The sequence below is a fragment of the Marinomonas epiphytica genome, from assembly GCF_054780655.1.
Map to the genome: position 1 here is coordinate 1 of NZ_BAAGVX010000001.1, position 24,299 is coordinate 24,299.

The window sequence follows — 24,299 nt, forward strand, 5'->3', positions numbered from 1 at the left end:
TTGCCTTTATCCCTGATGAACTTCGCCGACTTGGTTCTAATCATTTTAGCGTTTTCAACGAAACGATGTTAGTCCCAGAATTTCCAAGTCACGGTCTTACCTATCTTGTCATCACTCTTCTTTTACCAAGCAAAACTTGGTGTATCATTTTTTAAACCATTTCAGCTTTATACTTTTGATCTCGTGCAAGTACTGCCCAAACAATCCTTACTAATTTATTTGCCAGTGCAACAATCACTTTGTTCCTATGCATTCTTGATTGCAAACTCATAACCCATTCGTAAAAAGGTTTACCCGGTTTCAAGTGCCTTATTACCGCTCTTGCTCCATGAATAAACATACGCCTCAGGTAAGAGTCTCCACGCTTACTTATTCCTAATAAAAGCGACTTTCCACCACTTGAATGTTGGCTTGGCACCAAACCTAACCATGCTGATAATTGACGACCTGATGTGAACTCTTTTGCATCACCAACACTCGCTACTAAAGCTGATGATGTTAATCTCCCAACACCTGGAATTTCTCTAATTGCTTGGCATTCGCTACTTTCTTGACTCACCCCATCAATGTAGTCATCCAAACTTTCAATGTAGCTTTCTAAATCAATCAACCGTAATTGCATCGATTTAACATGATGACACAACGCCTTAGGTAAATTTTCTTCGATTAGAGAAAAATCTTCTCTAAACCATATCCGTAAACGGTATCTCCCTGAAGGAATACTCACACCAAATTCTTGTAAACTCGCTCTGATTCTATTGATCAGAGCCGTTCTTTCTTTAACCACCCCATCACGTTCTCGATGGAGTAAAAGTAAAGCTTGTTGTTCTTCACTTTTAACTGACACGAAGCGCATATTTGGCCGACTTACCGCTTCACAGATTGCTTCCGCATCTGCGGCATCGTTCTTATTCGTTTTAACATAAGGTTTTACATACTGTGGCGGCATTAATTTTACAGTATGGCCTAATTTCTTTATTTCTCTTGCCCAATAATGAGAACTGCCACACGCCTCCATTCCTATCAAACAAGGCTCAAGATTACTTAAAAAACGAAGTACTTGGTTTCTACGTAACACCCTATTAATAATCTTTTTACCTGCTTTATCAGTGATATCCCGAGCCATGATAACAAAGGCAGAGGATTATTATTTAACAAGACAGCCATGCTTACAAGGGCCTATTGGCGGGAGCTGGCGTGTTCGTACACTTTATGGGAACTGCGTTCCCAGCGGTGCATTACGGCCTTCGGCCTAACAGCCCCCTACGGTTTGGCGTGTATTACTTTTTCGGTTTTAACAAGACAGCCATATTTACCGGTTTTAACAAGACAGCCATATTTACAATGACCAAATGGAGGGAACTGAGTTTTTCGCACATCTCATGGGAACTACGTTCCCTGAAGCAAAAAATGACATCGGCTGGAGGAGTATATTGCGCGATTATGATTCATTTTTACCTAAATGAGAGCGCCAGCATTGTAAATAACGCTTAAATTTCTTGTTACGCTACCTTTTTGCCATTGGATGGTCAGGGTTTAGTTGGAGCAGATCCCATAGGTTTCCATAGAGATCTTCAAATACGGCAACTGTTCCATAGTCTTGCTCTGATGGCTCACGAACGAAATTAATACCAATGGATTTCATGCGCTTAAAGTCACGCCAGAAATCGTCGGTATTTAAAAACAAAAACACTCGGCCACCGGTTTGGTTTCCAATAAAATCCCGCTGCTCAGGTTTAGATGCTTTGGCAAGCAATAGACTAACACCATGAGAATTAGGCGGAGCAACAACCACCCAACGTTTATCTTGCTCGGCTTGGTAGGTATCTTCAATAAGTTCAAATTTGAGTTTATTTATGTAAAAGTCTATTGCTTCGTCGTAGTCTTTTACAACCAAGGCTATATGGACAATATTCTGTTTCATCATATTCCTTATTGAAGGTTCGGGGCATAGCATAACGCCGCCAGCAGTGGGAAGCCTTGCGGCATCCCCCTGACTGGCCCTGTTCGATTTTTACTTAACTCTCTCCCAGAAAGACATGTTTACTGATTCTGGGTCGATAAACTCAATGTATTTCATTGTGTATTCATTCTGCATCCACTTGCCACACACTTCTTCAGCTTTTTCTTGGGTGGTAGCAAAAGCCACATCGGCATAGAGCCCATCCTTGCCTCGTAATACAACATGGCCTAAAAAGCCTTCTTCTTTTGACAGAAACATCTCATCTGCTGCTTGTGCAGCTTTCAACATCTCCAGTTCCGATACACCCTCTTTGAGTTTGAACATGCCAAACTCCATACCAGCAAACCCCTGAACTTTGGTTAATGCTTCTAAATTCATTCTGCTTACCTCAATTATTGTTAATGAAAGGTAGCAGTGTAAACACCTCTTACTGACAGCGTACTGTCAGCTAACATGAGCTTTTTTCAATCGATGCAATGCAGCCTCTAAATTGACTACATCAGTCGTTTCATATGTTTTTTTAGTTACAATATTTTCCATAATTCTATCTAGCCTGAAATCACGATAATCCTTCCTCAAGGAGCACCAACAGGCTAACGTCCATTTCCCACCCCAGTAAAATAAACCTAAAGGGAATATCTTTCTATCTGTTAGGTTACCATCAGGCGCTCGATAACGAATTTCCAATACACACTTGTTCTTTATTGCTTCGTAGCATTGCCCCCAAATTTCTCTTTCACTTTCTCGTATGGATAAATCAGGTGCGTAGACCACAGGGAAATGTTCATTTCTGACCTGCATTGGTAATACTGATTCAATTTTATTTGCAAGCGAACGCGCGCCTTCTGACAATGAGTCACCTGTCCAGGTACTGACCATTTTTATACCAAGGACTAAAGCATCAATTTCCTTTTCAGTTAGATTAAGAGGAGGTAATTCATAACTTTCATGAAGTTGATAACCTACACCTTTTGTTCCATAAATTGGGATTCCACTTACTGATAGATCATCTATGTATCTGTAAACTGAGCGTACTGACACTCCGAGTTCATGCGCAATGTCATCAGCGGTGATTGGTTGTTTTACGCGAATCAAATTGGTTAAGCGAAATAGTCTATCAGCTTTTCTCATATCTTTTTTTTCCCCTAGCGAGCGTAGCGAGAGTTAATGCGTTTGTTAGCAGTAATATTTCACTGTAATTTGTTTTTGACAAGTTGAATTCTAGTCAGCTACCTCAATAATTCTAACGCTCAACCTGTTCCATATTGACAGAAAGATAGTAGATCAGTTCTGTGGGGGGAGATGATGTATTTGGTGACTTTATGGGAACTGCGTTCCCAGAGGTGCATTACGGCCTTCGGCCTAACAGCCCCCTACGTTTGGTGTTTCTTATTTTCGTCAGTAAAATTAACAAGACAGGCGTGTTTAGGTATTTAAAAGGTGTATATTTTGGGCATAAAAAAACCGAATAGAGGTGATTCTATTCGGTTTCTATTGATGTACTTTTGAATGTACAAATTCTAAAATCACTCTGTAGCCCTTGATTTTAGAGGAATAATGGCGGTGAGCAAGAGATTCGAACTCTTGATGCCTTTCGACATACACACTTTCCAGGCGTGCTCCTTCGGCCACTCGGACAGCTCACCATATACGCATTGCGTAATTTGTGCGCGTATTCTAATGATGCTATAAGTTGTTTGCAACCTTTTTAAAGAGTTTTTCTTTAAAAATTAATCCCTTACCCATTCTATTCTTTCTTTCACGCCTGTGTCGTCGACAACTCGTTTAGAGCTAGTTGGAGTACCGACATATATTAGTCCTACCACTTGCTCGTCATCTTTAAGGGACAGGATGTTTTTAGCTTGTTGAGTGAAGCAGGCAGGGCCAGTGCGCCAAATACCGCCAAAGCCAAGTGACTCAATCCCTAATAAGACTTGCTGTGCAGCGGCAGCAACCGCCATGAGTTGTTCAAACTCCGGCACTTTAGGATGTTCTTGAATTTTGGCGTATACCAATAGCACTTGTGGAGCCCGTAACGCTTTATTGAGGAAAGATTCTTTCTTTTCTATTGGCAGTTCAGGTACCTCTGATAAGGCATGTTGCCAGTACAGCTCACCTAGTTGTAAGCGCCCTTCTCCTTCATAAATACGAAAACGCCAGGGTTTAAGTGCACCGTGATCTGCCGCGCGGCTGGCTGCATCTAATATGTTGAACCATTGCTCTTCATTGGGTGCTGGTGCTTCTACCTTTGGAGAAGAGCAACGCTGGCGCATAAAGTCTAATATTGAATGGGACATGGTTCTCCTTAATAAACGGCAGAACAAAATAAGCCGCTAAAAAGCGGCTTATTAAGAGTTAAACTTTAAAATCTAACATACGTTGTAATGGAATCAGTGCTTTTTGTCGGGTGTCTTCGGGCACATGAATTTCGCCACTGGTATTAAGCAAAGAGTCTCTGAGCATTTCAAGGCTGTTTAATGCCATCCAAGGGCAATGGGCACAACTACGGCAGTTAGCACCAGACCCCGCTGTTGGGGCTTCAACAAAGCGCTTCTCAGGAGAGGCCTGTTTCATTTTATAGAAAATGCCGCGGTCGGTCGCAACGATAAAAGTATCGTTAAGCATTTTCTTAGATGCATTGAGTAGCTGTGATGTTGAGCCAACCACATCTGCCACCTCAACCACTGACTCAGGGGATTCTGGGTGCACCAATACTCCTGCATCTGGATAAACTTGTTTAAGGTCTAGAATGCCTTTCGCTTTAAATTCTTCATGAACAATACAAGCACCGTCCCAAAGGATCATGTCGGCGCCTGTTTCACGTTGTATGTAGCCGCCCAAATGTTGGTCTGGAGCCCAGATGATTTTCTCACCCTGCTCTTTTAGATGTTCAACCACTTCCAATGCAATGCTAGATGTTACCACCCAATCAGCACGAGCTTTTACCGCGGCAGACGTATTGGCATATACCACGACTTTTCGGTCTGGGTGTTGGTCACAAAAAGCTGAAAACTCATCAATAGGGCAACCAATGTCTAAAGAACAAGTGGCTTCTAAAGTTGGCATTAGAATGGTTTTTTCTGGCGAAAGGATTTTCGCCGTTTCGCCCATAAACTTAACCCCGGCAACCACTAGAGTTTCAGCTTCATGTTGAGCGCCAAAGCGAGCCATTTCTAACGAATCAGCAATAACACCGCCCGTTTCTTCAGCCAGCTCTTGAATTGCGTCTTCCGTGTAGTAATGCGCAACTAGCACCGCGTTCTTCTCTTTAAGCAGGGCTTTTATTTCTGCTCGTAATTCAGCGGTATCTTGTGAGGTGTTTTTTAGGGTATCTTCTGCAGCAGCTAGATGCTTTTGAACCGTGTCCCTAAGTGCTACTTTGTCATAAACTTCAGGCATTGATGAACTCCTAAGAAACACAGAGTATAAGCAAATATGGTGGGTCGTACTGGATTCGAACCAGTGACCAATTGATTAAAAGTCAACTGCTCTACCAACTGAGCTAACGACCCATAGATACTAAAATTGTGGAGTTGGTGGGTCGTACTGGATTCGAACCAGTGACCAATTGATTAAAAGTCAACTGCTCTACCAACTGAGCTAACGACCCAACGGGTTGCGTATATTACAGCCCCCGTTGAGAAATGCAAGCTATTTGATAGTGCTTAGGTAATTTGTCGCTAATTTTGCAGATTTCGCATTAGGATAGCGCTGAATAACGTCTTGTAGGTAGGTTTTCGCTTGGCTATCTTGACCCTGTTGATGACTAACAATTCCTAGTTTATACAAGGCATCTGCTTCTTTATCGTGCCCTGGAAATTTTTTAATAACAGAACTGAAGTCTGCAATCGCCGCATCGGGTCGAGCTAATACTAGGTTTAATTCCCCAAGCCAATAGTAACCATTGCCAGTTAATTTAATATTTGGGTAGTCCACTATAAATTGCGAGAAAGCATCGTGAGCTTCTTCGTACTTTTTATCGCGAATGAGACTGTAGGCACTGGTGTAAGCTTGTTGTGCTTCAGGCGTATTAGGAGCCAATTTAATGGGGGCTACCAGTGGTGTATTCGTAGATACGACTGGGGTTGGCGCAGGTGCTGTGGTAACCGGTGTAGGGTTAGCAAACGCTGGTCCATTCACTTGGCTATTACTAGGCGCTGTCACTACAGGCTGTGAACTCGCCTGACTCGCTTTCGCCTGTTCAGCCATTACTAAAGAAATACGTTTATCTAAATCGATATAACGATCTCTTTGTTGTTGTTTGATCTTACTGAGTTCGTGTTGCTGCTCTTCAAGCTGGCCACGCAAACTTTGCACTTCTTGTTGTAAAGTTTCTAATTGAAACAATAGCTCTGCAGCGGCGTTCGGAGAAAGTGCGCTCGACGGCTGAGGCAGAGTATCAGCCATTGCAAATGGCGCTGAAAAAGTCAGCGCCATTGCAATAGAACGTAATCTCATCTTATGGATAAGCATTACTCGTAACGTACTTCCACGCGACGGTTTAGTTGCCATGCAGCAGAATCATGACCGAACGCTACAGGCACTTCTTCACCAAAGCTTACTGTTTCGATTTGAGAAGCAGCTACACCTTGAATAGTTAGGTAACGGCTAATCGCTTTAGCACGACGCTCACCCAATGCCATGTTGTATTCACGAGTACCACGCTCGTCAGCATGACCTTCAAGCACGATGCGTGCTTCTGGGTTAGCCACTAGGTATTGAGCATGAATTGCTAGAGACTCACGAGACTCAGGGCGAACGATAGACTTATCAAAGTCGAAGTAGAAAACAGTATCAGCAGAAGCTAATAGATCCATAGCTGCTTGCTTAGCGTCTGCTTCAGCTTGTGCCGCCGCAGCTTCTTCATCAACAATAACGCTTGTCAAAGAGCCATCAGAACCAGCGCCATAAGCAGCATCTGAGTTACCTGCTGCTTCTTCTGCTTGTTCAACAGCTGCTTCTTCTGCAGATGTTGAACTATCAGTTTCTGAAGCAGTTGTACTACAACCTACGATCCACGCTGCAGATAGACCAACTACAGCTAGTTTACCTAATTTATGTGCACTCATTATTTACTCCTGTTTATTTATTTGAAATACGGTGACCAAGCTGGCTCGCGTACATCGCCATCAGCTGATGGTAACCTATATTTAACCAAACCATCAACGGAAACAACGGCTAATATGCCCTTTCCTTGATAAGTTGTAGCATACATTACCATACTTCCGTTTGGCGCGATTGTTGGAGATTCATCCAAGTAAGTCTCCGTTAAGGTCTGTACACGACCGGTTTTCATATCCTGAAGGGCTACTTGGTAACGTCCGTCTAGCTTTTGAACCGTTACCAAATAACGACCATCAGGTGTCATTCTTGCTCTTGTGTTCAAATCACCTTCAAAGGTAATTCGTTCAACTTTTTTACTGTTTACGTCTAAGCGGTAGATTTGTGGGTTACCACCACGGTCCGACGTAAACACAATACCTTTACCATCTGGTTCCCAACTTGGCTCAGTATCAATCGCGTAGTGGTTGGTCATACGCTCAAGCTTTTGAGTCGCTATATCTAACGTGTAAATCTCTGGGTTATTGTCTTTTGATAAAACCAGGGCCAATTTTTTACCATCTGGAGACCAGGCTGGGGCACCATTCAAACCTCTAAATTGAGCAATTTGCTGGCGTTTTCCAGATGCCAATTCTTGTATAAAAATGTTAGGACGACGATTTCGAAACATTACATACGCAATATTACGGCCATCACTACTCCAAGATGGCGACAAAATAGGCTCATTAGATGTCACAACCACAATGGGTCTGTATCCATCTGCATCTGCCACTTGCAGCTTATATACTGGCGCATTTTTGTCCCCTTCTGCTGTAACATACAGAATACGCGTACTAAACGCACCCTTAATACCAGTAAGCAATTCGTAAACTTTATCACTAATATAGTGAGCCGCATCACGGAAATTGTTCGCACTTACATCTAGCGATGCATGTTTCTCAACCGCTTTTTGACCTAATACATTAAGTAATTCAAAGTTAATACGAAACTTACCATTAGTAAGTTTTTGTACATTACCAATCACAACGTAATCACTCTTTAACAAACGCCAATCGCGATAGAACACGTCTGCTTCTTTCGAAGGGCGACTTAACATGCTAGAGCGCGGTATCGCTTGAAACAAACCACTTCGTACAAGGTCATCTTGAACGATTTGAGCAATGTCTTCAGGAAGAGCATCGGTGCCTTGATAACCAAAGGGCACAACGGCAATCGGCAACAATTGATCTGAGCCACTGTTAATTTCAATAACTAATTGAGCCTGCGCAGTACTGGCAAACGTTAGTGTTAGAAATAAAATTGAAATCCACTTTTTTATCATGATTAATTTCTCAAATCGGTTGGGTTAAACAATAGCTCTACTTGTCTAAAGTTACGCTCAAAAACATATGAGTCCACTTCTTGTAATTCTTCTATCTGACCCACACGATTAACGGCATCCACTGCCCGCTGGTCAAATAAGTCATCACCACTGCGCTTAATAACTTCTACATTCAGCACTTCACCCGATGGCAGGAAAAATATTCTTAGAAGCGTTTGCATACCGTTTCTGGCATTGGCTGGGCGATTCCAGGCATTGACGATACGATTATTGATTATGCCACTAATCGATTGGACCATTTGTGCTTCTGCGGCTTGGCGTTGCCTTTGCTCTGCTTCCGCTGCGGCTTGTATTTCAGCTTGGCGCTGTTGCTCTGCTCGACGTTTCTCTTCGGCTTCTTGAGCGAGGCGTTGACGTTCAGCTTCACGCTCCCTCGCCTCTTGTTCACGTCTTTGCTGGGCGGCTTTTTCCGCAGCTGCTTTTTGTTTCGCTTCTTCTTGGCGTTTTTTCTCAGCTTCTTGCTGTTTGCGTTTTTCAGCAGCCGCTCGTTCAGCGTCTTTTTTCTTTTGTGCGGCTATTTTAGCCTGCCTTTCTTGTTCCGCCTTTTGCTCTGCTTTACGCTTTGCTTCTTGCTGCTTTTTTACCGCTGCTGCTTTTTCTTTCTTGGCCTGAGCTAGCTTGCGCTTTTGCTCTGCAAGGGCTTTTTTGTCAGCTTCTCGTTTTGCTGCTTGCTGCTGCTTACGCTTTTCTTCGGCTGCCGCAGCCGCTTGCTGGGCTTGCTGCTGCGCTTCACGTTTACCAATTATCGTTTGTGAAATGTCTAAGATCTTTGCATTCACAACCGGCGGGTGCTTAGGTGCGGGCTTTTTTTCATCCGAAAAGTCCACCGCAAAAGCCGCAACCGCTACTATGCCTAGGTGCAAACCTAAAGCTAAGGTAACTGGTAAACTGTAACTTTCAGGTTTAAGCCACTTCATTAGTTATCACTCGGCTCAGTAACTAGGCCAACATTCGGTACTCCTGCCCCTTGTAAAGCGACCATAAGACCAATAACTTCACCATAAGATACGTTCTGATCACCGCGCACTAACACAGAAATCTTCGGGTTCTGAGTAAAGACTTTACGCACTCTGTCTTGCAGCTCGGTTAAGCTAATGGCCGCTTGTTCGCCACCAAAATCTAAAAAGTATTGGCCTGATGCATCGATTGACGCCACCATGACATCCTCTTCAGTATCCTGAATTGGGGAAGCATTTGCACTAGGCAATTCAACATCCACTCCTTGAGTCAACATAGGGGCCGTGATCATAAAGATCACCAAGAGCACCAACATAACGTCGATATAAGGCACGACGTTAATTTCTGCCATTGGTTTGCGTTTGTTTCTTCGTTTGGAGCGAGCCACTATGCTACGCCTCCCTCTCTAACGTGAACTTTACGGTGTAAAATGCTACTAAACTCATCGGAAAAGTTTTCGTAGCTAGCACCTAAAGATTCAGCCACAGCTGAAAAACGGTTATAAGCAACAACAGCAGGAATAGCCGCAGCCAAACCAATGGCAGTAGCAATAAGGGCCTCTGCAATGCCTGGGGCAACGGTTGCCAATGTTGCTTGTTGAACTTCCGCCAAACCAATAAAGGAATGCATTATCCCCCACACGGTACCAAACAAACCTATGTAAGGGCTGGTTGATCCCACGGTCGCTAAAAAGGGCAAATGCTGCTCTAACTTTTCTTCTTCCTTATATAAGGCCACTCGCATTGCCCTCTCAACCCCTTCCATTACTGCATCAGGGTCGACATTTTGGCTTTGGCGTAAACGAGTAAACTCTTTAATGCCGGCGGTAAAAATATGCTCAACGCCTTTTACTGAGCGCCCTTCAAGAGTTAACTTACGGTATAGCTGGCTTAAATCGATACCTGACCAAAACTGCTCTTCAAATTGCTCTCGCGTTTTTTTAGCGACTTTTAGCACTCTGACTCGCTGAAAAATCACCACCCAAGATAATATGGATGCTGCCAACAGTGTTAGCATAACCAGTTGCACCACAATACTTGCACTGGCAATCAGTCCCCAAATTGACATTGTTAACCTCTATTTTAAATCTGACGGTAATTGGTAATTAAAATGTTCATAAGCACGCTTAGTTACCTGACGACCCCTTGGGGTGCGGATAATAAAGCCTTGCTGTATTAAATATGGCTCGATTACGTCTTCAATTGTGTCTTTGTCTTCTCCAACGGCGGCTGAAACACTGTCTAAGCCCACCGGACGCCCATCGAATTTCTCTATCATAGTCAATAACATACGTCGGTCAAGGTGATCAAAACCTTGGTTATCCACGCTCAGCATGTCTAAAGCCTTACGAGCGATGTCTTGACCTACTAATTCAACCCCTTCCACCTGAGCCACGTCACGAACTCGACGTAACAAACGATTGGCAATTCGTGGAGTACCACGAGAGCGCCTAGCGACCTCAAAACTGCCACCTTGGTCTAGCTGCATGTGCATTTTCCCAGCAGAGCGACTCACAATGGTGGTTAACGATTCAACATCGTAAAACTCCAATCGTTGCACTATGCCAAAGCGATCCCTCAAAGGAGAAGTTAACAACCCCGCTCTAGTAGTGGCTCCGACCAAGGTAAAGGGCGGAAGTTCAATTTTAATGGATCTTGCCGCTGGCCCTTCCCCAATCATGATGTCTAATTGATAGTCTTCCATAGCTGGGTACAGCACTTCTTCAATCGCTGGGTTCAAGCGATGAATTTCGTCGATAAACAGTATATCGCCATCTGACAAATTGGTTAGCAGTGCTGCCAAATCCCCAGCTCTTTCCAGAACAGGTCCAGAAGTGGTTTTCACTTCCGCCCCCATTTCATTACCAATAATGTTGGCAAGGGTTGTTTTACCCAAACCTGGAGGCCCAAAAATCAGCGTGTGATCTAAAGGCTCTTCACGTTGGCGAGCCGCTTGGATAAAAATCTCCATTTGCTCACGAACAACAGGCTGACCAATATAATCTTGTAAACTTTGTGGCCTTATAGCTCTATCGACCTGTCGATCATTTCCTTTAAGCTCTGGCGAAATAATACGATCTGACTCTATCATTTATTCAACATACCCTTTAGCGCCGCTTTAATAACCTCTTCGCTGGATGCACTGTCTATTGGCACTTTAGCAATGGCTTTGGCCGCCTCTTGCGGCTTATAGCCTAGTGCAATAAGAGCCGCTTCAGCTTCTTGACGAGGATCTGCTTTTACTTGTTTGAGCACTGCAGGTGCGGAGAAAAGATCTTGCTTGGCCGCTTGACCGAGTTTATCCCTTAACTCAATAATTAAACGTTCTGCGGTTTTCTTACCGACACCTGGAATTTTAGTGAGCGCGGTTACGTCTGAGTCTTGCACATAAGCAATGAGCTCTTCAGACGACATACTAGACAACACGGCCAGGGCCATTTTTGGGCCAATACCGTTTACTTTGATTAAAACGCGAAATAGCGCTCGTTCTGAACGATCAATGAAACCATAAAGGCTATGAGCGTCTTCTTTTACTTGTAAATGGGTATAGAGCACTACTTGTTGGCCAATGGCAGGCAATTCGTAAATGGTGCTCATAGAAGCACTCAGTTCGTACCCTACGCCTGCTACATCAACCAATAACTCTGGTGGTGATTTTTCTATTAGCTCACCAACAATACGTCCTATCACAGGGCCTTCCTTACATCTAATTCGCTCCAACGCTTAGCACTTCGTCCTGCACGTTTGCCTACGCCATACTCCAAGCCCTGGGAAGTGCGACTGTTAGCATGACAAATAGCAATGGCTAGAGCATCCGCCGCGTCCGCCTGTGGCGTCGAGGCTAAATTTAATAACATTTTAACCATGACCTGCACTTGAGCTTTATCTGCCCCACCTGAGCCAACAACCGATTGCTTAACTCGACGAGCGGCATACTCATTAACAGGTAAATCATGGGTGGCAGCAGCAACAATTGCCGCTCCTCTAGCTTGGCCTAGTTTCAAGGCCGAATTAGCATTTTTAGCCAAAAACACTTCTTCTATAGCAAATTCTTGAGGCTGATATTCCGCCAACAAATGGGAGACATTTTCAAAAATGGTTTTTAGTCTGACGGATAAGGCACCATCAGGAAGACGTATGCAACCACTGGTCACATAATGAATTTTGCCATTTATGATATCGATAATGCCAAAGCCGGTAATTCGAGAACCAGGGTCTATGGCCAACACTCTTGTTTTACTCACCAAATGTCCGCTTATTCATTTCATTACTGTACATTTCAACAGTCATTACAACAGTATGCAATATTAAAAATAAAAAAGGCCGCTATTAAGCGACCTTTTTACGGATATTTTTCAATCCCTTAACATTAGAAGCCGATATTTAGCTCCTTTTTGAACCAAGCTTATTCGGTAACAGGTTTTCTTACGCGGATGCTCAACTCTTTAAGTTGCTTCTCACTTACTTCACCAGGAGCTTGTGTTAACAAACACGTAGCACTTTGGGTTTTAGGGAAAGCAATAACATCACGGATCGATGCAGAATCAGTCATCAACATAACCAAACGATCAAGACCGAACGCTAGGCCGCCATGTGGTGGCGCACCAAATTTAAGCGCGTCTAGCAGGAAGCCAAACTTCTCTTCTTGCTCTTCTTGGCTAATCTTAAGCAGTTCAAATACGGTTTCTTGCATATCTGATTGGTGAATACGGATGGAACCGCCACCTAGCTCTGTACCATTCAATACCATGTCGTAGGCCTGAGACAAAGCACCAAGTGGGTTAGCTTTTAGTTCTTCAGGAGAGCAAGACGGTGCAGTGAATGGGTGGTGAATCGCAGTGATACCGCCGTCAGAAGTTTCTTCAAACATTGGGAAATCAACAACCCAAAGTGGCGCCCATTCGCAAGTGTAAAGATTCATATCTTCACCTAATTTACAACGCAATGCACCTAACGCTTCGTTTACAACTTTAACGTTATCTGATCCGAAGAAAATTAGGTCGCCGTCTTGAGCATCTAAACGCTCAAGCAATGCTGCACGCACTTCGACAGGTAAGAATTTAACAATCGGAGACTGTAGGCCTTCATTTAAGTCAGACTTGTCGTTCACTTTAATGTAAGCCAAACCTTTGGCACCATAGATACCAACGAATTTCGTGTACTCGTCGATCTGTTTGCGAGTCAGCGCGTTGCCACCTGGTACTTTAAGGGCTGCAACACGACCTTTAGGATCAACCGCAGGGCCGGAGAAGACTTTAAAGTCTACGTCTGCCATTAGGTCAGAGACAGTTTCGATGGTCAAAGGAATACGTAAATCCGGTTTATCGCTACCGTATTTTTCCATTGCTTCGCTGTATGGCATTCTTGGGAAAGAGCCAAGATCCACATTCAACAAATCTTTGAACAGACCCACGATCATTTCTTCCGTCATGGACATAATTTGCTCTTCAGACATGAACGACGTTTCAATGTCCACTTGAGTAAATTCTGGCTGACGGTCAGCACGCAAATCTTCGTCACGGAAACACTTAGCAATTTGATAGTAACGATCGTAACCAGACACCATTAGCAATTGTTTAAACAGCTGTGGTGATTGAGGTAGAGCAAAAAAGCTACCTTGCTGAGTACGACTTGGCACCAAGTAATCACGAGCACCCTCTGGTGTTGCACGCGTTAAAATAGGAGTCTCGATGTCCAAGAAACCATTGTCGTCAAAGTAACGACGTAACACAGAAGTCACTTTTGAACGAAAACGCATTTTTTGCTGAACTTCTGGGCGACGCAAATCAATAAAACGGTTTTTCAGGCGAATGTCTTCGCCAACCGCTTGGTGCTCGTCTAGTTGGAATGGCGGCGTTTGAGCAGCGTTAAGCACTTCTAATTGGGTACCTAAAACTTCAATTTCACCGGTGGCCATATTTGGGTTCACCGTCCCTTCTGGGCGAGCGCGAACAAGGCCAGTAAGCTTAATTACAAATTCATTACGCACACTGTCTGCAAGAGCAAAACTGTCAGCTCTGTCTGGATCAAAAACAACTTGGGTAATACCCTCACGATCACGAACATCTAAGAAGATAACGCCACCATGATCTCGACGTCTGTGAACCCAACCGCATAGGGTTATTTCTTGTGAAATATTTGAAGCATTTAACTCGCCGCAATAATGGCTGCGCATAATTTGTATCCTGTTACTCTAATTCGTAAAAGTGATCTTTTTTAATAATTGCTTGATGAGATCAAGCAATCGAAAATTTTAAGGCACGACATTATATGCGAACAAAACGTTCGTCACTAGGGTTAGTGTTAAAATTGTCTCTAAGTCCCTAAAATTAACAAAAATCCTCAATGTAATAGTCGCCTTCTTTGCCAGCAAAGGTCATGGCACATTCGTCCCCTCGCTCTCGCCCTATGAGTTTTTTTGCCACTGGGCTTTCAGGACTAATGAGCAAAACCGTAATTTGATCAAGTTCAATGCGCAGGCCACCAGCCCAAGGACAAATGAATAAATAACGCGATTGCTCGGGTAACTGGTTAGGCTCAATAGCAACCAGTGCCCCGCTGGTAATATGTTGATTTTGGGAAAGGTCGCCTACTTGCCACCCTCTGAACTCCTGACTATCAAGCTCAGCCTGCTGAACTCGAGCAGATTGACCATGAGCTAAATAAGAGGCTTCAAGGCCAAACGTATCATATTTGTTTTCAGCAATACTTTCCGTATTGGTAGCCGCTGCATGGGCCTGTAACGCTGCTTTTCTGGCCGTTAGCACTTGATCATCAAGGCACGACTGTATTTTGTTAAGGAGATTGGATTTCCATTCTAACACTGTTTATTTATCTCTATTTAATTTTATTAACATGCTATTGCTTGTATATAAACTAACACTCAATAAAAGTTGACATTATCAACTAAATAGCATAATTTATGATAATCATTTGCATTGTGTTATTCACAGTAATATTTTTATACAAGATGACGCCATTTCAACCAACAAAAGCAACCCGTATTAGCTGCTTTTTAAGCGCCCAATTGAGCTCCATCTTGATGCAGAAATGAACAACACCTCTATACATACACTTTAAATTCCATAGGTATCTTGCATGAACGCCCCAAAGACTCGCCAACTGATTGTTATAGACAAAGCTCAAATCACACCAAATATGATAAGAGTGACTCTAGGAGGGGATGAAATAAGCTCCCTACCAAGCAATCAAGAAGGCGGATACATCAAGCTGATTTTTCCAACGGATGGCAGTCGCATTATGCGCACTTACACCATACGCAGTCAAAGCCCAGACTCAATAGACGTAGACTTTGTCGTTCATAACGAAGCAGGCCCAGCCAGCAGTTGGGCCGCAAATTGCAAAGCAGGTGACAGCATCATAGTGGGAGGACCTGGCCCAGCTAAGCTGAACAACCCTGAAGCAGACTGGCACCTGTTAGTGGGCGACATGACCGCCCTACCTGCTATCAGTGTGAACTTAGAAGCTCTGCCCGATAACGCCAAAGGCTATGCACTTATCGAAATAATGACTGAGCAAGACATACAAACCATTAAGCATCCTGTGGGTGTCGAGGTTAAGTGGCTGATCAACCCCACTCCTGGCATTGATAGCCAATTTTTATTGAATAACGTCAAACAACTTAACTGGTTAGAAGGTCAGGCAAGTGTATGGGCTGCTTGTGAATTTAGCAGCATGAAGGCATTGCGCCCTTATTTCAAGCAAGAGAAACAAATCTCAAAAGACTATTTCTACCTTTCGAGCTATTGGAAATTGGGCATTAACGAGGAAGAGCACAAAACCGTTAAACGTATTGATGCCGAGCAATTCGCTTAATTAAAAAAGGGGCTCAACCGAATGGCTGAGCCCCTTTGCTTTTTACATTTGCATTTACTTAGTCAGGATATTAAAGGCGTACCTGCTCAACAATCAGCTCAACCGCTTCTTCAACACTGCCAGCCGAAATAACAGAGTCTGCAACATCGTCATTCGAACAAATTAAAGTGACACCTGTTGCTCTAATTAAATCAGCCTCATGCTGGGTAGCTTCTTTCGCCAAAGCCACTACACCTTGACTTAATAATAAGCGCTCTAATTTTTCTGACTGTTTTAACAGCTCCGAAGGCAAGGCTAATACTGCTGGCTTTTGACCAAGGCGAGCCGCGCGCTCTTCTGCACTTACCGGTGAATCCACAACTAGATCCGCCAGTGCCTCTTCAACCATTCCGGCACCCACCGTCACATTGGTCAAACGATCGATGACGATCAAAGCCCCTGTAAGGCGTACCTTTTGGTATTCGTCAAATGCTACTGGAGCGTCTAGCTGAACAACACAATCCGCAATACCATTCAACTCAAGTTCATTGATGGTGCTCTTTTCCAAAGTATTTACATCTACTTTGTGGTTAAAGTGGTGTACTTTACCTGGTACCGTTTGAGTACCAATCTTGAAGTCATAAAGCTTACCCGGTACTAAAGCCTGATCAGCCATCCAAACGACAGAGGTACGCAATGTACTAGCAATCAGTGGTACGTTATTTGGGTGCGCCAACATGTCACCACGACTTACGTCAATTTCATCTTCGAGGGTAATAGTTACCGCCTCACCCGCACCAGCCACAGACAGATCACCATCATAAGTAACAATACTTGCTACCTTAGACGCCTTACCCGAAGGTAACGCAATGACATCATCACCTGGTTTTACCTTACCTGCTGCAATCGTGCCCGAAAAACCACGGAAGTCTAGGTTAGGTCTATTTACATATTGCACTGGAAATCTAAAGCCGTCGTGCTTTACATCACGATCGATCTGCACCGACTCTAAGATCCCCATTAAAGGCTGACCCTGATACCAAGGAGTGTTATCAGACGCATTTACCACGTTGTCACCTAACAAAGCTGACATAGGAACAAACTGAATATCACCAGGGGCTCGCTCACCCAATTGTTCAACAAAGTTAAGATAATCTTGTTGGATTTCATTGAACTTGGCTTCGGAGTAACCCATCAAGTCCATTTTATTGATTGCCACAACAACATGCTTAATACCTAGCAAAGCAGAAATATAAGTATGACGCTTGGTTTGAGTTTGCACGCCGTAGCGAGCATCAATCAAAATAATCGCCAAGTCACAGGTTGAAGCGCCAGTGGCCATATTGCGGGTATACTGCTCATGTCCCGGGGTGTCAGCAATAATGAATTTGCGTTTTTCTGTAGAGAAGTAGCGATACGCTACATCTATGGTAATGCCTTGCTCACGTTCCGCTTGCAGGCCATCCACTAATAAGGCTAGATCAACCTCTTCCCCTTGTGTTCCAGACTTTTTACTGTCTCTTTTCACGGCATCCAAATGATCTTCATAAATCAATTTGGAATCATGCAATAAACGTCCGATCAGGGTACTTTTACCGTCATCTACGTTACCGCAAGTTAGCAGCCGCATTAAGTCTTTTTCTTCATGCTGTTTTAGGTAGCCAAGAATGTCTTGGCTAATCAATTCAGATTGGTGTGACATTGTCTCTTCGCTCCTAATTTAGAAATAACCTTGTTTTTTCTTTTCTTCCATTGACCCTGATGAATCATGGTCAATCATTCGACCTTGACGCTCAGAGCTCTTGGTTAACAGCATTTCTTGAATAATTTCTGGCAAGGTTGCCGCTTCTGATTCAACGGCACCCGTTAACGGATAACAACCCAAAGTACGGAAACGAACAGATTTCATCGCTGGCGTTTCACCATTTAATGGCATACGTTCGTCGTCAACCATGATCAAGGTGCCATCTCGCTCCACTACTGGTCGCGGCTGAGAGAAGTACAAAGGCACAATTGGAATACTTTCTAAATAAATGTATTGCCAGATATCTAGCTCTGTCCAGTTAGACAAAGGGAAGACACGTATGCTTTCGCCCTTATTTACTTTACCGTTATAAATATTCCATAACTCAGGGCGTTGGTTTTTCGGGTCCCAGCGGTGCTGCTTATCACGGAAGGAGTACACACGCTCTTTCGCTCGTGATTTTTCTTCATCACGACGCGCGCCACCAAAGGCAGCATCAAAACCATACTTATCCAGCGCTTGCTTTAATGCTTGGGTTTTCATGATGTCTGTGTGTTTAGAACTACCATGGGTAAAAGGTCCAACCCCCTGATCTAAACCTTCTTGGTTTTGATGAACAATAAGGTCCAGACCTAACTTGGCTACCATTTCATCACGAAATGAAATCATTTCTTTGAATTTCCAGCCGGTATCCACGTGCATCAATGGAAACGGCAGCTTACCTGGGTGGAAAGCTTTCATTGCCAAATGCAACATAACGGCAGAGTCTTTACCAATAGAGTAAAGCATAACTGGGTTATCGAATTCAGCGGCCACCTCACGAATGATGTGAATACTTTCCGCTTCCAATTGTTTCAAATGAGTTAGTCTTGCCTGGTTCATAATTCCCCATCTCTCTTTAAAGGCTTAGGCATTTTTAAATATCATATCATGCCTTTTCGATCTAAAAACTAAATTTGATAAACTTTTATGGCATATAGATATTAAGTATTAGCCTCAATAGCGGTCTTTTAGGCACAAAAAAGCCGACTCTCAAGTCGGCTCTTTTAATCTCAGTATACTAATCCGTTAACCAATTAACCTTCAGAACTTAGCTGTTGTTGGAGCATCAGTTGATTAGCCTGTTGGCGCAGTCGATTAATTTCTGCATTGATTTGCACCCGAAAAGCATCACTAGATTCAATTGCTTCTTGATGGGAGTCTAGTTGTTTTTGAATGGCAGCAAGCTCTTGAGGGTCAGATCCTTGTGGCTGATTCTGCAGAGCGTCTATTTGCACTTTAAAGTTGGCAATATCCTGCAGAATAGACTCCAAATTTAATTGCTGAGCTTCTATTCGCCCAGACTGAGATGCCAACTGGTTCTGTTGATCTTGCAGGGTACTGGTATTGGCAGACACCAAATTTTGAGCACTGGCTAATTGTTCAGAAAACTCACCAACTTTACTTTCAACCGTCGCAACCGAAGGAACCAATTTGTTGTAGTCTTCTTCAATATCACTAAATGCACTTTCTTGTACCGCCAAGCGCTTAGTCACGGTAGCCAATGAATCACGAGTCGCAGCCAAACGAGATTCTAGCTCTTTAATAGTTTCAGCATTGGCAGCAATGGCTTTGCGATTGCGATCGTAGGCAACCCCCCATAATTTGCGAATCTCGCTATCATGGGTCTTAAGAGTTTCTTCTAAGGTTGCACCTTGCTGATTGGCTGAAACATCTGCAGCCAATAACTGATGATCTAAATTTTGGATTTCAGACTTAGCACCATACAACTCGTCTCTTAATTGCTGATTCTGCTGCCACAACCAAAATACCGCACCTGCACAAGCCGCCAAAATTAGGATAAGTAAAAAGTACACCCCAAAAAGGCTCGGTTTTTTAACTGCAACCTGATTAGCCTGCACAGGTCGTGCGGGGGCCGGATTCAACTTGCGAGTAGGCTTAGCATTGCTAGGTCGACGCTCACTAACTTCATCTTGGTCTAACACTAAGCTTGGAATTTCTACATCATCATCTCTTTGCATTGGACACTAATACATCTTATAAATTGAAAAATTATAAGGAACTATGGGTTCCCAGTGTTTGAAATAATATTATCTTATAAAGTTCGATGCTATCATAGATACACCATTAACTGCTTGATAATAAGCATTATTAAGTAAATAAAAGCAAGGAGAACCTAAATGTCTTTTGAATTACCAGCTCTTCCTTATGCTAAAGACGCATTAGAGCCGCACATGTCTGTTGAGACATTAGAATTCCATCATGGCAAACACCACAACACTTACGTTGTGAAGCTAAATGGTTTAGTACCTGGTACAGAATTCGAAAACAAGTCTTTAGAAGAAATCATCGCCACTGCACCAGCTGGCCCTGTTTTCAATAATGCAGCTCAAATCTGGAACCACACCTTCTTCTGGAATAGCCTAAGCCCTAATGGTGGTGGTGAGCCTACTGGTGCACTAGCAGATGCCATTAACGCAACCTGGGGGTCTTTCGAAAAATTCCAAGAAGCGTTTAACGATAAAGCAGTCAACAACTTTGGCTCAAGCTGGACTTGGTTGGTTAAAAATGCAGACGGTTCTCTTGAAATCGTGAACACAAGCAACGCTGGCACGCCTGCTACAAACGGCCAAACAGCATTGATTACTGTTGACCTATGGGAACATGCATACTACATCGATTACCGCAACGTTCGCCCTGATTACCTAAAAGGTTTCTGGGCACTTGCAAACTGGGAATTTGCAGCAGCGAACTTTGCCGCATAATTAACCCTACAAAGACCAGTCAGTCTTTTGAAAGGTGCGCTAACACAGCGCACTTTTTTTATTGGTCTTGCTGAGCAGCCAGCTTGGCCTGAATAAACTCTGAATGAGGCATAAACAAAAGCTCACTAATACGGCGAATTCTGTGATCCTCATAGGAATCTACATGCCCATCAGACATAGCAACCAACCAGAGCCCTTTTAATAGGCGAAATTTCTGCTCGTGATCCGCCTGCTCATTAACTACCTTGGTAAATTGATATAGATCGTTTGCCTCGTCCACGCCCTGCTTCGCGCTCTCTATAAGGGCGTCTATATTTGCTCCTAGCTCAGTCACTTCTTTCAGTAACCGCTTAATTTGCAGCAACTCATTTTCATCTATTTGATGATCCGCCATCATCACTTCTACTAACAAAGCGGCAACCGCTTCTTGATAGCTTAATATTTGCTCTTGTGTCTGCCCTTCTGTGGCAAACAGCTTTTTCAACACTTCAAGCATTTATACTCCTGATAAAGCCATTTTGCTTTTTATTAAATCAATTAATGCATTAGGAAATTGCCGATAATCCAAATAAGGACACCAAAGTGCATTTTGGGTCGCCCAAGCATCACGCCTCGTACATATGGCACTTGCATGCTCAGGGACAGGCACAACACTGCGCACCTGCTTTCCGACAAAAAATGTCATTACCTGATCATTAAGACTAAGTTTCTGCATTAACTCAGCATCATTGATAAATAAGATACAAACATTATTAAATAAATTGTTTTCTTTATGTTCACGCCAATCCGCGCTCCCACAAGTCAACTTCGCCATTATAGTGAGTATCTTACGCCAATGATTACCATTTCTAGCTTCAATTTCTTTTACAAAGTCTGCATTACTCATGCCCAGGCAGTCGCCAATCTCTGGCGCAGTAGGCAAGACAAAAACGCATTTTGCAACGTGAACAGAACAACCAAGTAGCATATTTCCTCTTTAAGACATATTAACCAATGAAGCCTTGGAAATCCTGCCCAGCCCCCTTTAAAATAAGTAAATTAATGAAAAGACTCTCTCCAGATTCTCTCAACACATGGAAGCCAATATATGACTCAAGTTAGCGAACTTCATATCTACCCAATTAAATCAGTTGCTGGCATTTCACTTAATGAAGCCCAGGTTAACTTGAGTGGCTTACTCAATGACAGGCGCTTTATGCTCATTGACGAAAGCGGCACAGCCGTAACAGCCAGAAAACACCCTCAACTTAGCTTAACTAAGACTAAAATGATAGGCACTGATACGTGGCAGTTAACTCACCCAAACATGAGTAACCAATGCCAGATTACACCTGCAGACTTCAGCCAATATACTATTGACGGAACGGTCTGGGGTGACACAGTATCAGGACAACACTGTCATGAAGACATAGACAACTGGTTCAGCGAATTACTCGATCTGCCGGTTAAGCTACTCTTCTTTGGTGAACAAGCACAGCGCTTCACCAGCAAAAAGCCCGATAAACCTGTTGCCTTTGCAGACGGATACCCATTCTTACTCACTAACCAAGCATCACTCGATGAACTCAATCAAAGCTGCCCAGAAACCATTCAAATGGCGCAATTTAGAGCCAACATTGTGGTTTCTGGAGAAAAAGCGTTTGTCGAAGACAGCTGGAAGATCATTCGGATCGGTGAAGTCAAATTTGAGAATGTGAGCCCCTGCGTACGCTGCATTTTCACCACATTAAACCCAAACGACGCTAGCAGAAGCAAGAAAGGTGAACCCCTTAAAACCCTTGGTAAATTTAGAAAATTAGCGGGTAAAGGCATTACTTTTGGTGTCAATCTTGTCGCCCTTAACGAAGGCTCTATTAAATTAACAGACGAAGTTGAAATACTGGAATACAAAACACCTGAAAGCTACCGAGACATTCGATAAAAAAGGGAGGCCAAAGCCTCCCTTTTGTTTTAGCTATCTTGCTTGGCTAGATACTCATCGTAAGTACCGTGGAAGTCCACAATACCATTTTGCGTCACCTCTACGATACGTGTTGCCAAAGAAGAAACAAACTCCCTATCGTGACTGACGAAAATCAAGGTTCCAGCGTAGTGATCAAGCGCTAAGTTTAGAGACTCAATAGACTCCATATCCATGTGGTTTGTTGGCTCATCCATAATAAGTACATTCGGCTTTTGCAGCATCAACTTACCAAACAACATTCTACCTTGCTCACCACCAGACAGCACTTTAACAGATTTTTTGATGTCATTTTGTGAGAACAACAGTCTTCCTAAGGTGCCACGAATAACCTGCTCGTCGTCTCCTTCTTGCCCCCACTGCCCCATCCATTCAATAAGGTCTTGGTCTTTTTCGAACTCATGAGCATGGTCCTGAGCATAATAGCCAATATTCGCATTATCAGACCATTTTACTTCGCCTTTAGTCAGCTCAGTATCACCTACAAGACATTTTAACAGCGTCGTTTTACCAATACCGTTAGGCCCTATGACAGCAATCCGCTCACCCACTTCCACCATCATGTTTAAATCATTAAACAATTCTTCATCATAAGACTTAGCAACGTCTTCAATTTGCAAAGCCAAACGGTGCAGTTTTTTCTCTTGCTCGAAACGAATAAAAGGATTTTGACGGCTAGAAGGTTTTACTTCTTCCAGCTGTATTTTGTCGATTTGTTTAGCACGAGAAGTCGCTTGTTTTGATTTAGAAGCGTTTGCAGAGAATCGACTCACAAACGACTTAAGCTCATTAATTTGCGCTTTTTTCTTTGCATTATCAGCTAATAGACGTTCACGAGCTTGAGTCGCTGCAGTCATATACTCATCGTAGTTGCCAGAGAACAAGCGCAACTCACCATAATCCAAGTCTGCCATATTAGTACAAACAGAATTAAGGAAGTGACGGTCGTGCGAAATGATAATCATGGTGCAGGACTTTTCTACCAACACACCTTCCAACCAACGGATTGTATTGATATCCAAGTTGTTGGTTGGCTCGTCAAGCAACAGAATATCAGGGTCAGAAAACAAGGCCTGAGCAAGCAATACTCGAAGCTTTAAACCTGGTGCAACCTCACTCATAAGGCCGTAATGCTGCTCGGTTGGGATACCTACTCCTAGCAACAACTCCCCAGCACGAGCCTCCGCCGTGTAGCCATCCATTTCTGCAAACTCAGCTTCCAGATCCCCTGCTCGCAAGCCATCTGCTTCACTCATTTCTGCCTGAGCATAAATAGCGTCTTTTTCAGATTTGATTGCCCACAGTTCAGTATGCCCCATGATGACGGTATCCACCACTGAGTATTCTTCGTAAGCAAACTGGTCTTGCTTTAGCTTACCTAAGCGCTCGTTAGGGTCTTTAGAAACATTGCCAGAACTTGGCTCAAGGTCACCACCTAGAATTTTCATAAAGGTGGATTTACCACACCCATTTGCACCGATTAAGCCATAGCGCTTACCTTCAGCAAATTTAACAGAGACATTTTCAAAAAGAGGTTTGGCACCAAACTGCATGGTGATGTTTGCGGTAACTAACAATGGACACTTCCAACAATAATTAAGCGTGATTAAATTTAAGCTTTATTATCTCATATTTTTTCTTGGTAAATCTCAT

26 protein-coding genes and 3 tRNA genes are annotated in these 24,299 nt (G+C 43.3%); 3 read left to right on the forward strand and 26 right to left on the reverse strand.

Features of this window, described 5'->3' with window-relative positions; translation table 11 throughout:
- Positions 1 to 151: 151 nt before the first annotated feature.
- From ACYVGZ_RS00005 to ACYVGZ_RS00100, 20 genes are all read right to left on the reverse strand, one after another.
- The gene (locus ACYVGZ_RS00005) at positions 152 to 1,126 is read right to left on the reverse strand and encodes an IS110 family RNA-guided transposase (RefSeq protein WP_460749402.1); all 975 of its coding nucleotides are present in this window, start codon (positions 1,124 to 1,126) and stop codon (positions 152 to 154) included.
- A 381-nt stretch (positions 1,127 to 1,507) separates the two neighbouring features.
- On the reverse strand, positions 1,508 to 1,924 hold the full coding sequence (locus ACYVGZ_RS00010; RefSeq protein ID WP_460749633.1) for a VOC family protein: 417 nt from the start codon (positions 1,922 to 1,924) through the stop codon (positions 1,508 to 1,510).
- 90 nt (positions 1,925 to 2,014) lie between these two features.
- Positions 2,015 to 2,341, reverse strand: coding sequence for a hypothetical protein (locus ACYVGZ_RS00015; RefSeq protein ID WP_460749405.1), 327 nt, complete (start codon positions 2,339 to 2,341; stop codon positions 2,015 to 2,017).
- A gap of 66 nt (positions 2,342 to 2,407) precedes the next feature.
- Entirely contained in the window at positions 2,408 to 3,094 is a 687-nt protein-coding gene (locus ACYVGZ_RS00020) for a helix-turn-helix transcriptional regulator (RefSeq protein ID WP_460749407.1), read from the reverse strand.
- Between the two features lie 427 nt (positions 3,095 to 3,521).
- Positions 3,522 to 3,609: transfer RNA gene (locus ACYVGZ_RS00025), tRNA-Ser, on the reverse strand.
- Between the two features lie 84 nt (positions 3,610 to 3,693).
- Positions 3,694 to 4,260, reverse strand: coding sequence for a nitroreductase family protein (locus ACYVGZ_RS00030; protein ID WP_460749410.1), 567 nt, complete (start codon positions 4,258 to 4,260; stop codon positions 3,694 to 3,696).
- Between the two features lie 58 nt (positions 4,261 to 4,318).
- On the reverse strand, positions 4,319 to 5,362 hold the full coding sequence (gene nadA, locus ACYVGZ_RS00035) for a quinolinate synthase NadA (protein ID WP_460749412.1): 1,044 nt from the start codon (positions 5,360 to 5,362) through the stop codon (positions 4,319 to 4,321).
- Between the two features lie 37 nt (positions 5,363 to 5,399).
- Positions 5,400 to 5,475 (reverse strand) — tRNA-Lys (locus tag ACYVGZ_RS00040).
- A gap of 22 nt (positions 5,476 to 5,497) precedes the next feature.
- A tRNA-Lys gene (locus ACYVGZ_RS00045) sits at positions 5,498 to 5,573 on the reverse strand.
- Positions 5,574 to 5,614: 41 nt separating this feature from the next.
- Positions 5,615 to 6,475, reverse strand: coding sequence for a tol-pal system protein YbgF (gene ybgF, locus ACYVGZ_RS00050; RefSeq protein ID WP_460749415.1), 861 nt, complete (start codon positions 6,473 to 6,475; stop codon positions 5,615 to 5,617).
- The gene (gene pal / locus ACYVGZ_RS00055) at positions 6,436 to 7,032 is read right to left on the reverse strand and encodes a peptidoglycan-associated lipoprotein Pal (RefSeq protein WP_460749417.1); all 597 of its coding nucleotides are present in this window, start codon (positions 7,030 to 7,032) and stop codon (positions 6,436 to 6,438) included. The genes ybgF and pal overlap by 40 nt, the downstream gene beginning before the upstream one ends.
- Before the next feature lie 17 nt (positions 7,033 to 7,049).
- Positions 7,050 to 8,345, reverse strand: a complete 1,296-nt coding sequence (tolB, locus tag ACYVGZ_RS00060) for a Tol-Pal system beta propeller repeat protein TolB (protein ID WP_460749420.1) — start codon at positions 8,343 to 8,345, stop codon at positions 7,050 to 7,052.
- A gap of 2 nt (positions 8,346 to 8,347) precedes the next feature.
- Positions 8,348 to 9,322 carry a cell envelope integrity protein TolA gene (tolA, locus tag ACYVGZ_RS00065; RefSeq protein ID WP_460749423.1) on the reverse strand — a complete coding sequence of 325 codons (975 nt, stop codon included), beginning with the start codon at positions 9,320 to 9,322 and terminating at the stop codon, positions 8,348 to 8,350.
- Positions 9,322 to 9,750, reverse strand: a complete 429-nt coding sequence (gene tolR / locus ACYVGZ_RS00070; RefSeq protein WP_460749426.1) for a protein TolR — start codon at positions 9,748 to 9,750, stop codon at positions 9,322 to 9,324. The genes tolA and tolR overlap by 1 nt, the downstream gene beginning before the upstream one ends.
- Positions 9,750 to 10,430: a protein TolQ gene (gene tolQ / locus ACYVGZ_RS00075; protein WP_460749428.1), complete on the reverse strand. Its 681-nt coding sequence runs from the start codon at positions 10,428 to 10,430 to the stop codon at positions 9,750 to 9,752. The genes tolR and tolQ overlap by 1 nt, the downstream gene beginning before the upstream one ends.
- A gap of 9 nt (positions 10,431 to 10,439) precedes the next feature.
- Entirely contained in the window at positions 10,440 to 11,453 is a 1,014-nt protein-coding gene (gene ruvB, locus ACYVGZ_RS00080; RefSeq protein ID WP_460749431.1) for a Holliday junction branch migration DNA helicase RuvB, read from the reverse strand.
- Positions 11,450 to 12,052 carry a Holliday junction branch migration protein RuvA gene (ruvA, locus tag ACYVGZ_RS00085; protein ID WP_460749434.1) on the reverse strand — a complete coding sequence of 201 codons (603 nt, stop codon included), beginning with the start codon at positions 12,050 to 12,052 and terminating at the stop codon, positions 11,450 to 11,452. The genes ruvB and ruvA overlap by 4 nt, the downstream gene beginning before the upstream one ends.
- A complete protein-coding gene (ruvC, locus tag ACYVGZ_RS00090; RefSeq protein ID WP_460749437.1) occupies positions 12,049 to 12,606 on the reverse strand; it encodes a crossover junction endodeoxyribonuclease RuvC in 558 nt (185 codons plus the stop codon). Before ruvC ends, ruvA begins: the two co-directional genes overlap by 4 nt.
- A gap of 161 nt (positions 12,607 to 12,767) precedes the next feature.
- A complete protein-coding gene (gene aspS / locus ACYVGZ_RS00095; RefSeq protein ID WP_460749439.1) occupies positions 12,768 to 14,537 on the reverse strand; it encodes an aspartate--tRNA ligase in 1,770 nt (589 codons plus the stop codon).
- Between the two features lie 154 nt (positions 14,538 to 14,691).
- A complete protein-coding gene (locus ACYVGZ_RS00100; RefSeq protein WP_460749442.1) occupies positions 14,692 to 15,186 on the reverse strand; it encodes a hypothetical protein in 495 nt (164 codons plus the stop codon).
- A 274-nt stretch (positions 15,187 to 15,460) separates the two neighbouring features.
- Between ACYVGZ_RS00100 and ACYVGZ_RS00105 the strand changes: the two genes are divergently transcribed.
- Positions 15,461 to 16,198, forward strand: a complete 738-nt coding sequence (locus tag ACYVGZ_RS00105; RefSeq protein ID WP_460749444.1) for a siderophore-interacting protein — start codon at positions 15,461 to 15,463, stop codon at positions 16,196 to 16,198.
- A 70-nt stretch (positions 16,199 to 16,268) separates the two neighbouring features.
- Here the strand turns inward: ACYVGZ_RS00105 and cysN are convergent, their stop codons facing one another.
- From cysN to ACYVGZ_RS00120, 3 genes are all read right to left on the reverse strand, one after another.
- Positions 16,269 to 17,879: a sulfate adenylyltransferase subunit CysN gene (cysN, locus tag ACYVGZ_RS00110; protein WP_460749447.1), complete on the reverse strand. Its 1,611-nt coding sequence runs from the start codon at positions 17,877 to 17,879 to the stop codon at positions 16,269 to 16,271.
- A gap of 18 nt (positions 17,880 to 17,897) precedes the next feature.
- The gene (gene cysD, locus ACYVGZ_RS00115) at positions 17,898 to 18,803 is read right to left on the reverse strand and encodes a sulfate adenylyltransferase subunit CysD (RefSeq protein ID WP_460749450.1); all 906 of its coding nucleotides are present in this window, start codon (positions 18,801 to 18,803) and stop codon (positions 17,898 to 17,900) included.
- A 194-nt stretch (positions 18,804 to 18,997) separates the two neighbouring features.
- A complete protein-coding gene (locus ACYVGZ_RS00120; protein WP_460749453.1) occupies positions 18,998 to 19,942 on the reverse strand; it encodes a hypothetical protein in 945 nt (314 codons plus the stop codon).
- 159 nt (positions 19,943 to 20,101) lie between these two features.
- Here ACYVGZ_RS00120 and ACYVGZ_RS00125 point away from each other — a divergent pair, with 159 nt between their 5' ends.
- On the forward strand, positions 20,102 to 20,686 hold the full coding sequence (locus ACYVGZ_RS00125; RefSeq protein WP_460749455.1) for a superoxide dismutase: 585 nt from the start codon (positions 20,102 to 20,104) through the stop codon (positions 20,684 to 20,686).
- 58 nt (positions 20,687 to 20,744) lie between these two features.
- Here the strand turns inward: ACYVGZ_RS00125 and ACYVGZ_RS00130 are convergent, their stop codons facing one another.
- Both ACYVGZ_RS00130 and ACYVGZ_RS00135 read right to left on the reverse strand, forming a co-directional pair.
- A complete protein-coding gene (locus tag ACYVGZ_RS00130) occupies positions 20,745 to 21,182 on the reverse strand; it encodes a tellurite resistance TerB family protein (protein WP_460749458.1) in 438 nt (145 codons plus the stop codon).
- Complete coding sequence (locus ACYVGZ_RS00135; RefSeq protein WP_460749460.1) at positions 21,183 to 21,653, reverse strand: DUF6942 family protein; 471 nt, start codon at positions 21,651 to 21,653, stop codon at positions 21,183 to 21,185.
- Between the two features lie 120 nt (positions 21,654 to 21,773).
- On the opposite strand from ACYVGZ_RS00135, the gene ACYVGZ_RS00140 reads away from it, so the two are divergent.
- Positions 21,774 to 22,607: an MOSC domain-containing protein gene (locus ACYVGZ_RS00140; RefSeq protein ID WP_460749463.1), complete on the forward strand. Its 834-nt coding sequence runs from the start codon at positions 21,774 to 21,776 to the stop codon at positions 22,605 to 22,607.
- Between the two features lie 29 nt (positions 22,608 to 22,636).
- On the opposite strand, the gene ACYVGZ_RS00145 is transcribed toward ACYVGZ_RS00140, so the two are convergent.
- Positions 22,637 to 24,223, reverse strand: coding sequence for an ABC-F family ATPase (locus ACYVGZ_RS00145; protein ID WP_460749466.1), 1,587 nt, complete (start codon positions 24,221 to 24,223; stop codon positions 22,637 to 22,639).
- Positions 24,224 to 24,299: the final 76 nt, after the last annotated feature.

What these genes read in the sequence shown, in the direction of transcription:
- ACYVGZ_RS00005 (WP_460749402.1), bottom strand. Translation starts at nt 1,126, where the DNA reads ATGGCTCGGGATATCACTGATAAAGCAGGTAAAAAGATTATTAATAGG.
- ACYVGZ_RS00010 (WP_460749633.1), bottom strand. Translation starts at nt 1,924, where the DNA reads ATGAAACAGAATATTGTCCATATAGCCTTGGTTGTAAAAGACTACGAC.
- ACYVGZ_RS00015 (WP_460749405.1), bottom strand. Translation starts at nt 2,341, where the DNA reads ATGAATTTAGAAGCATTAACCAAAGTTCAGGGGTTTGCTGGTATGGAG.
- ACYVGZ_RS00020 (WP_460749407.1), bottom strand. Translation starts at nt 3,094, where the DNA reads ATGAGAAAAGCTGATAGACTATTTCGCTTAACCAATTTGATTCGCGTA.
- ACYVGZ_RS00030 (WP_460749410.1), bottom strand. Translation starts at nt 4,260, where the DNA reads ATGTCCCATTCAATATTAGACTTTATGCGCCAGCGTTGCTCTTCTCCA.
- nadA (WP_460749412.1), bottom strand. Translation starts at nt 5,362, where the DNA reads ATGCCTGAAGTTTATGACAAAGTAGCACTTAGGGACACGGTTCAAAAG.
- ybgF (WP_460749415.1), bottom strand. Translation starts at nt 6,475, where the DNA reads ATGGCAACTAAACCGTCGCGTGGAAGTACGTTACGAGTAATGCTTATC.
- pal (WP_460749417.1), bottom strand. Translation starts at nt 7,032, where the DNA reads ATGAGTGCACATAAATTAGGTAAACTAGCTGTAGTTGGTCTATCTGCA.
- tolB (WP_460749420.1), bottom strand. Translation starts at nt 8,345, where the DNA reads ATGATAAAAAAGTGGATTTCAATTTTATTTCTAACACTAACGTTTGCC.
- tolA (WP_460749423.1), bottom strand. Translation starts at nt 9,322, where the DNA reads ATGAAGTGGCTTAAACCTGAAAGTTACAGTTTACCAGTTACCTTAGCT.
- tolQ (WP_460749428.1), bottom strand. Translation starts at nt 10,430, where the DNA reads ATGTCAATTTGGGGACTGATTGCCAGTGCAAGTATTGTGGTGCAACTG.
- ruvB (WP_460749431.1), bottom strand. Translation starts at nt 11,453, where the DNA reads ATGATAGAGTCAGATCGTATTATTTCGCCAGAGCTTAAAGGAAATGAT.
- aspS (WP_460749439.1), bottom strand. Translation starts at nt 14,537, where the DNA reads ATGCGCAGCCATTATTGCGGCGAGTTAAATGCTTCAAATATTTCACAA.
- ACYVGZ_RS00105 (WP_460749444.1), top strand. Translation starts at nt 15,461, where the DNA reads ATGAACGCCCCAAAGACTCGCCAACTGATTGTTATAGACAAAGCTCAA.
- cysN (WP_460749447.1), bottom strand. Translation starts at nt 17,879, where the DNA reads ATGTCACACCAATCTGAATTGATTAGCCAAGACATTCTTGGCTACCTA.
- cysD (WP_460749450.1), bottom strand. Translation starts at nt 18,803, where the DNA reads ATGAACCAGGCAAGACTAACTCATTTGAAACAATTGGAAGCGGAAAGT.
- ACYVGZ_RS00120 (WP_460749453.1), bottom strand. Translation starts at nt 19,942, where the DNA reads ATGCAAAGAGATGATGATGTAGAAATTCCAAGCTTAGTGTTAGACCAA.
- ACYVGZ_RS00125 (WP_460749455.1), top strand. Translation starts at nt 20,102, where the DNA reads ATGTCTTTTGAATTACCAGCTCTTCCTTATGCTAAAGACGCATTAGAG.
- ACYVGZ_RS00130 (WP_460749458.1), bottom strand. Translation starts at nt 21,182, where the DNA reads ATGCTTGAAGTGTTGAAAAAGCTGTTTGCCACAGAAGGGCAGACACAA.
- ACYVGZ_RS00135 (WP_460749460.1), bottom strand. Translation starts at nt 21,653, where the DNA reads ATGCTACTTGGTTGTTCTGTTCACGTTGCAAAATGCGTTTTTGTCTTG.
- ACYVGZ_RS00140 (WP_460749463.1), top strand. Translation starts at nt 21,774, where the DNA reads ATGACTCAAGTTAGCGAACTTCATATCTACCCAATTAAATCAGTTGCT.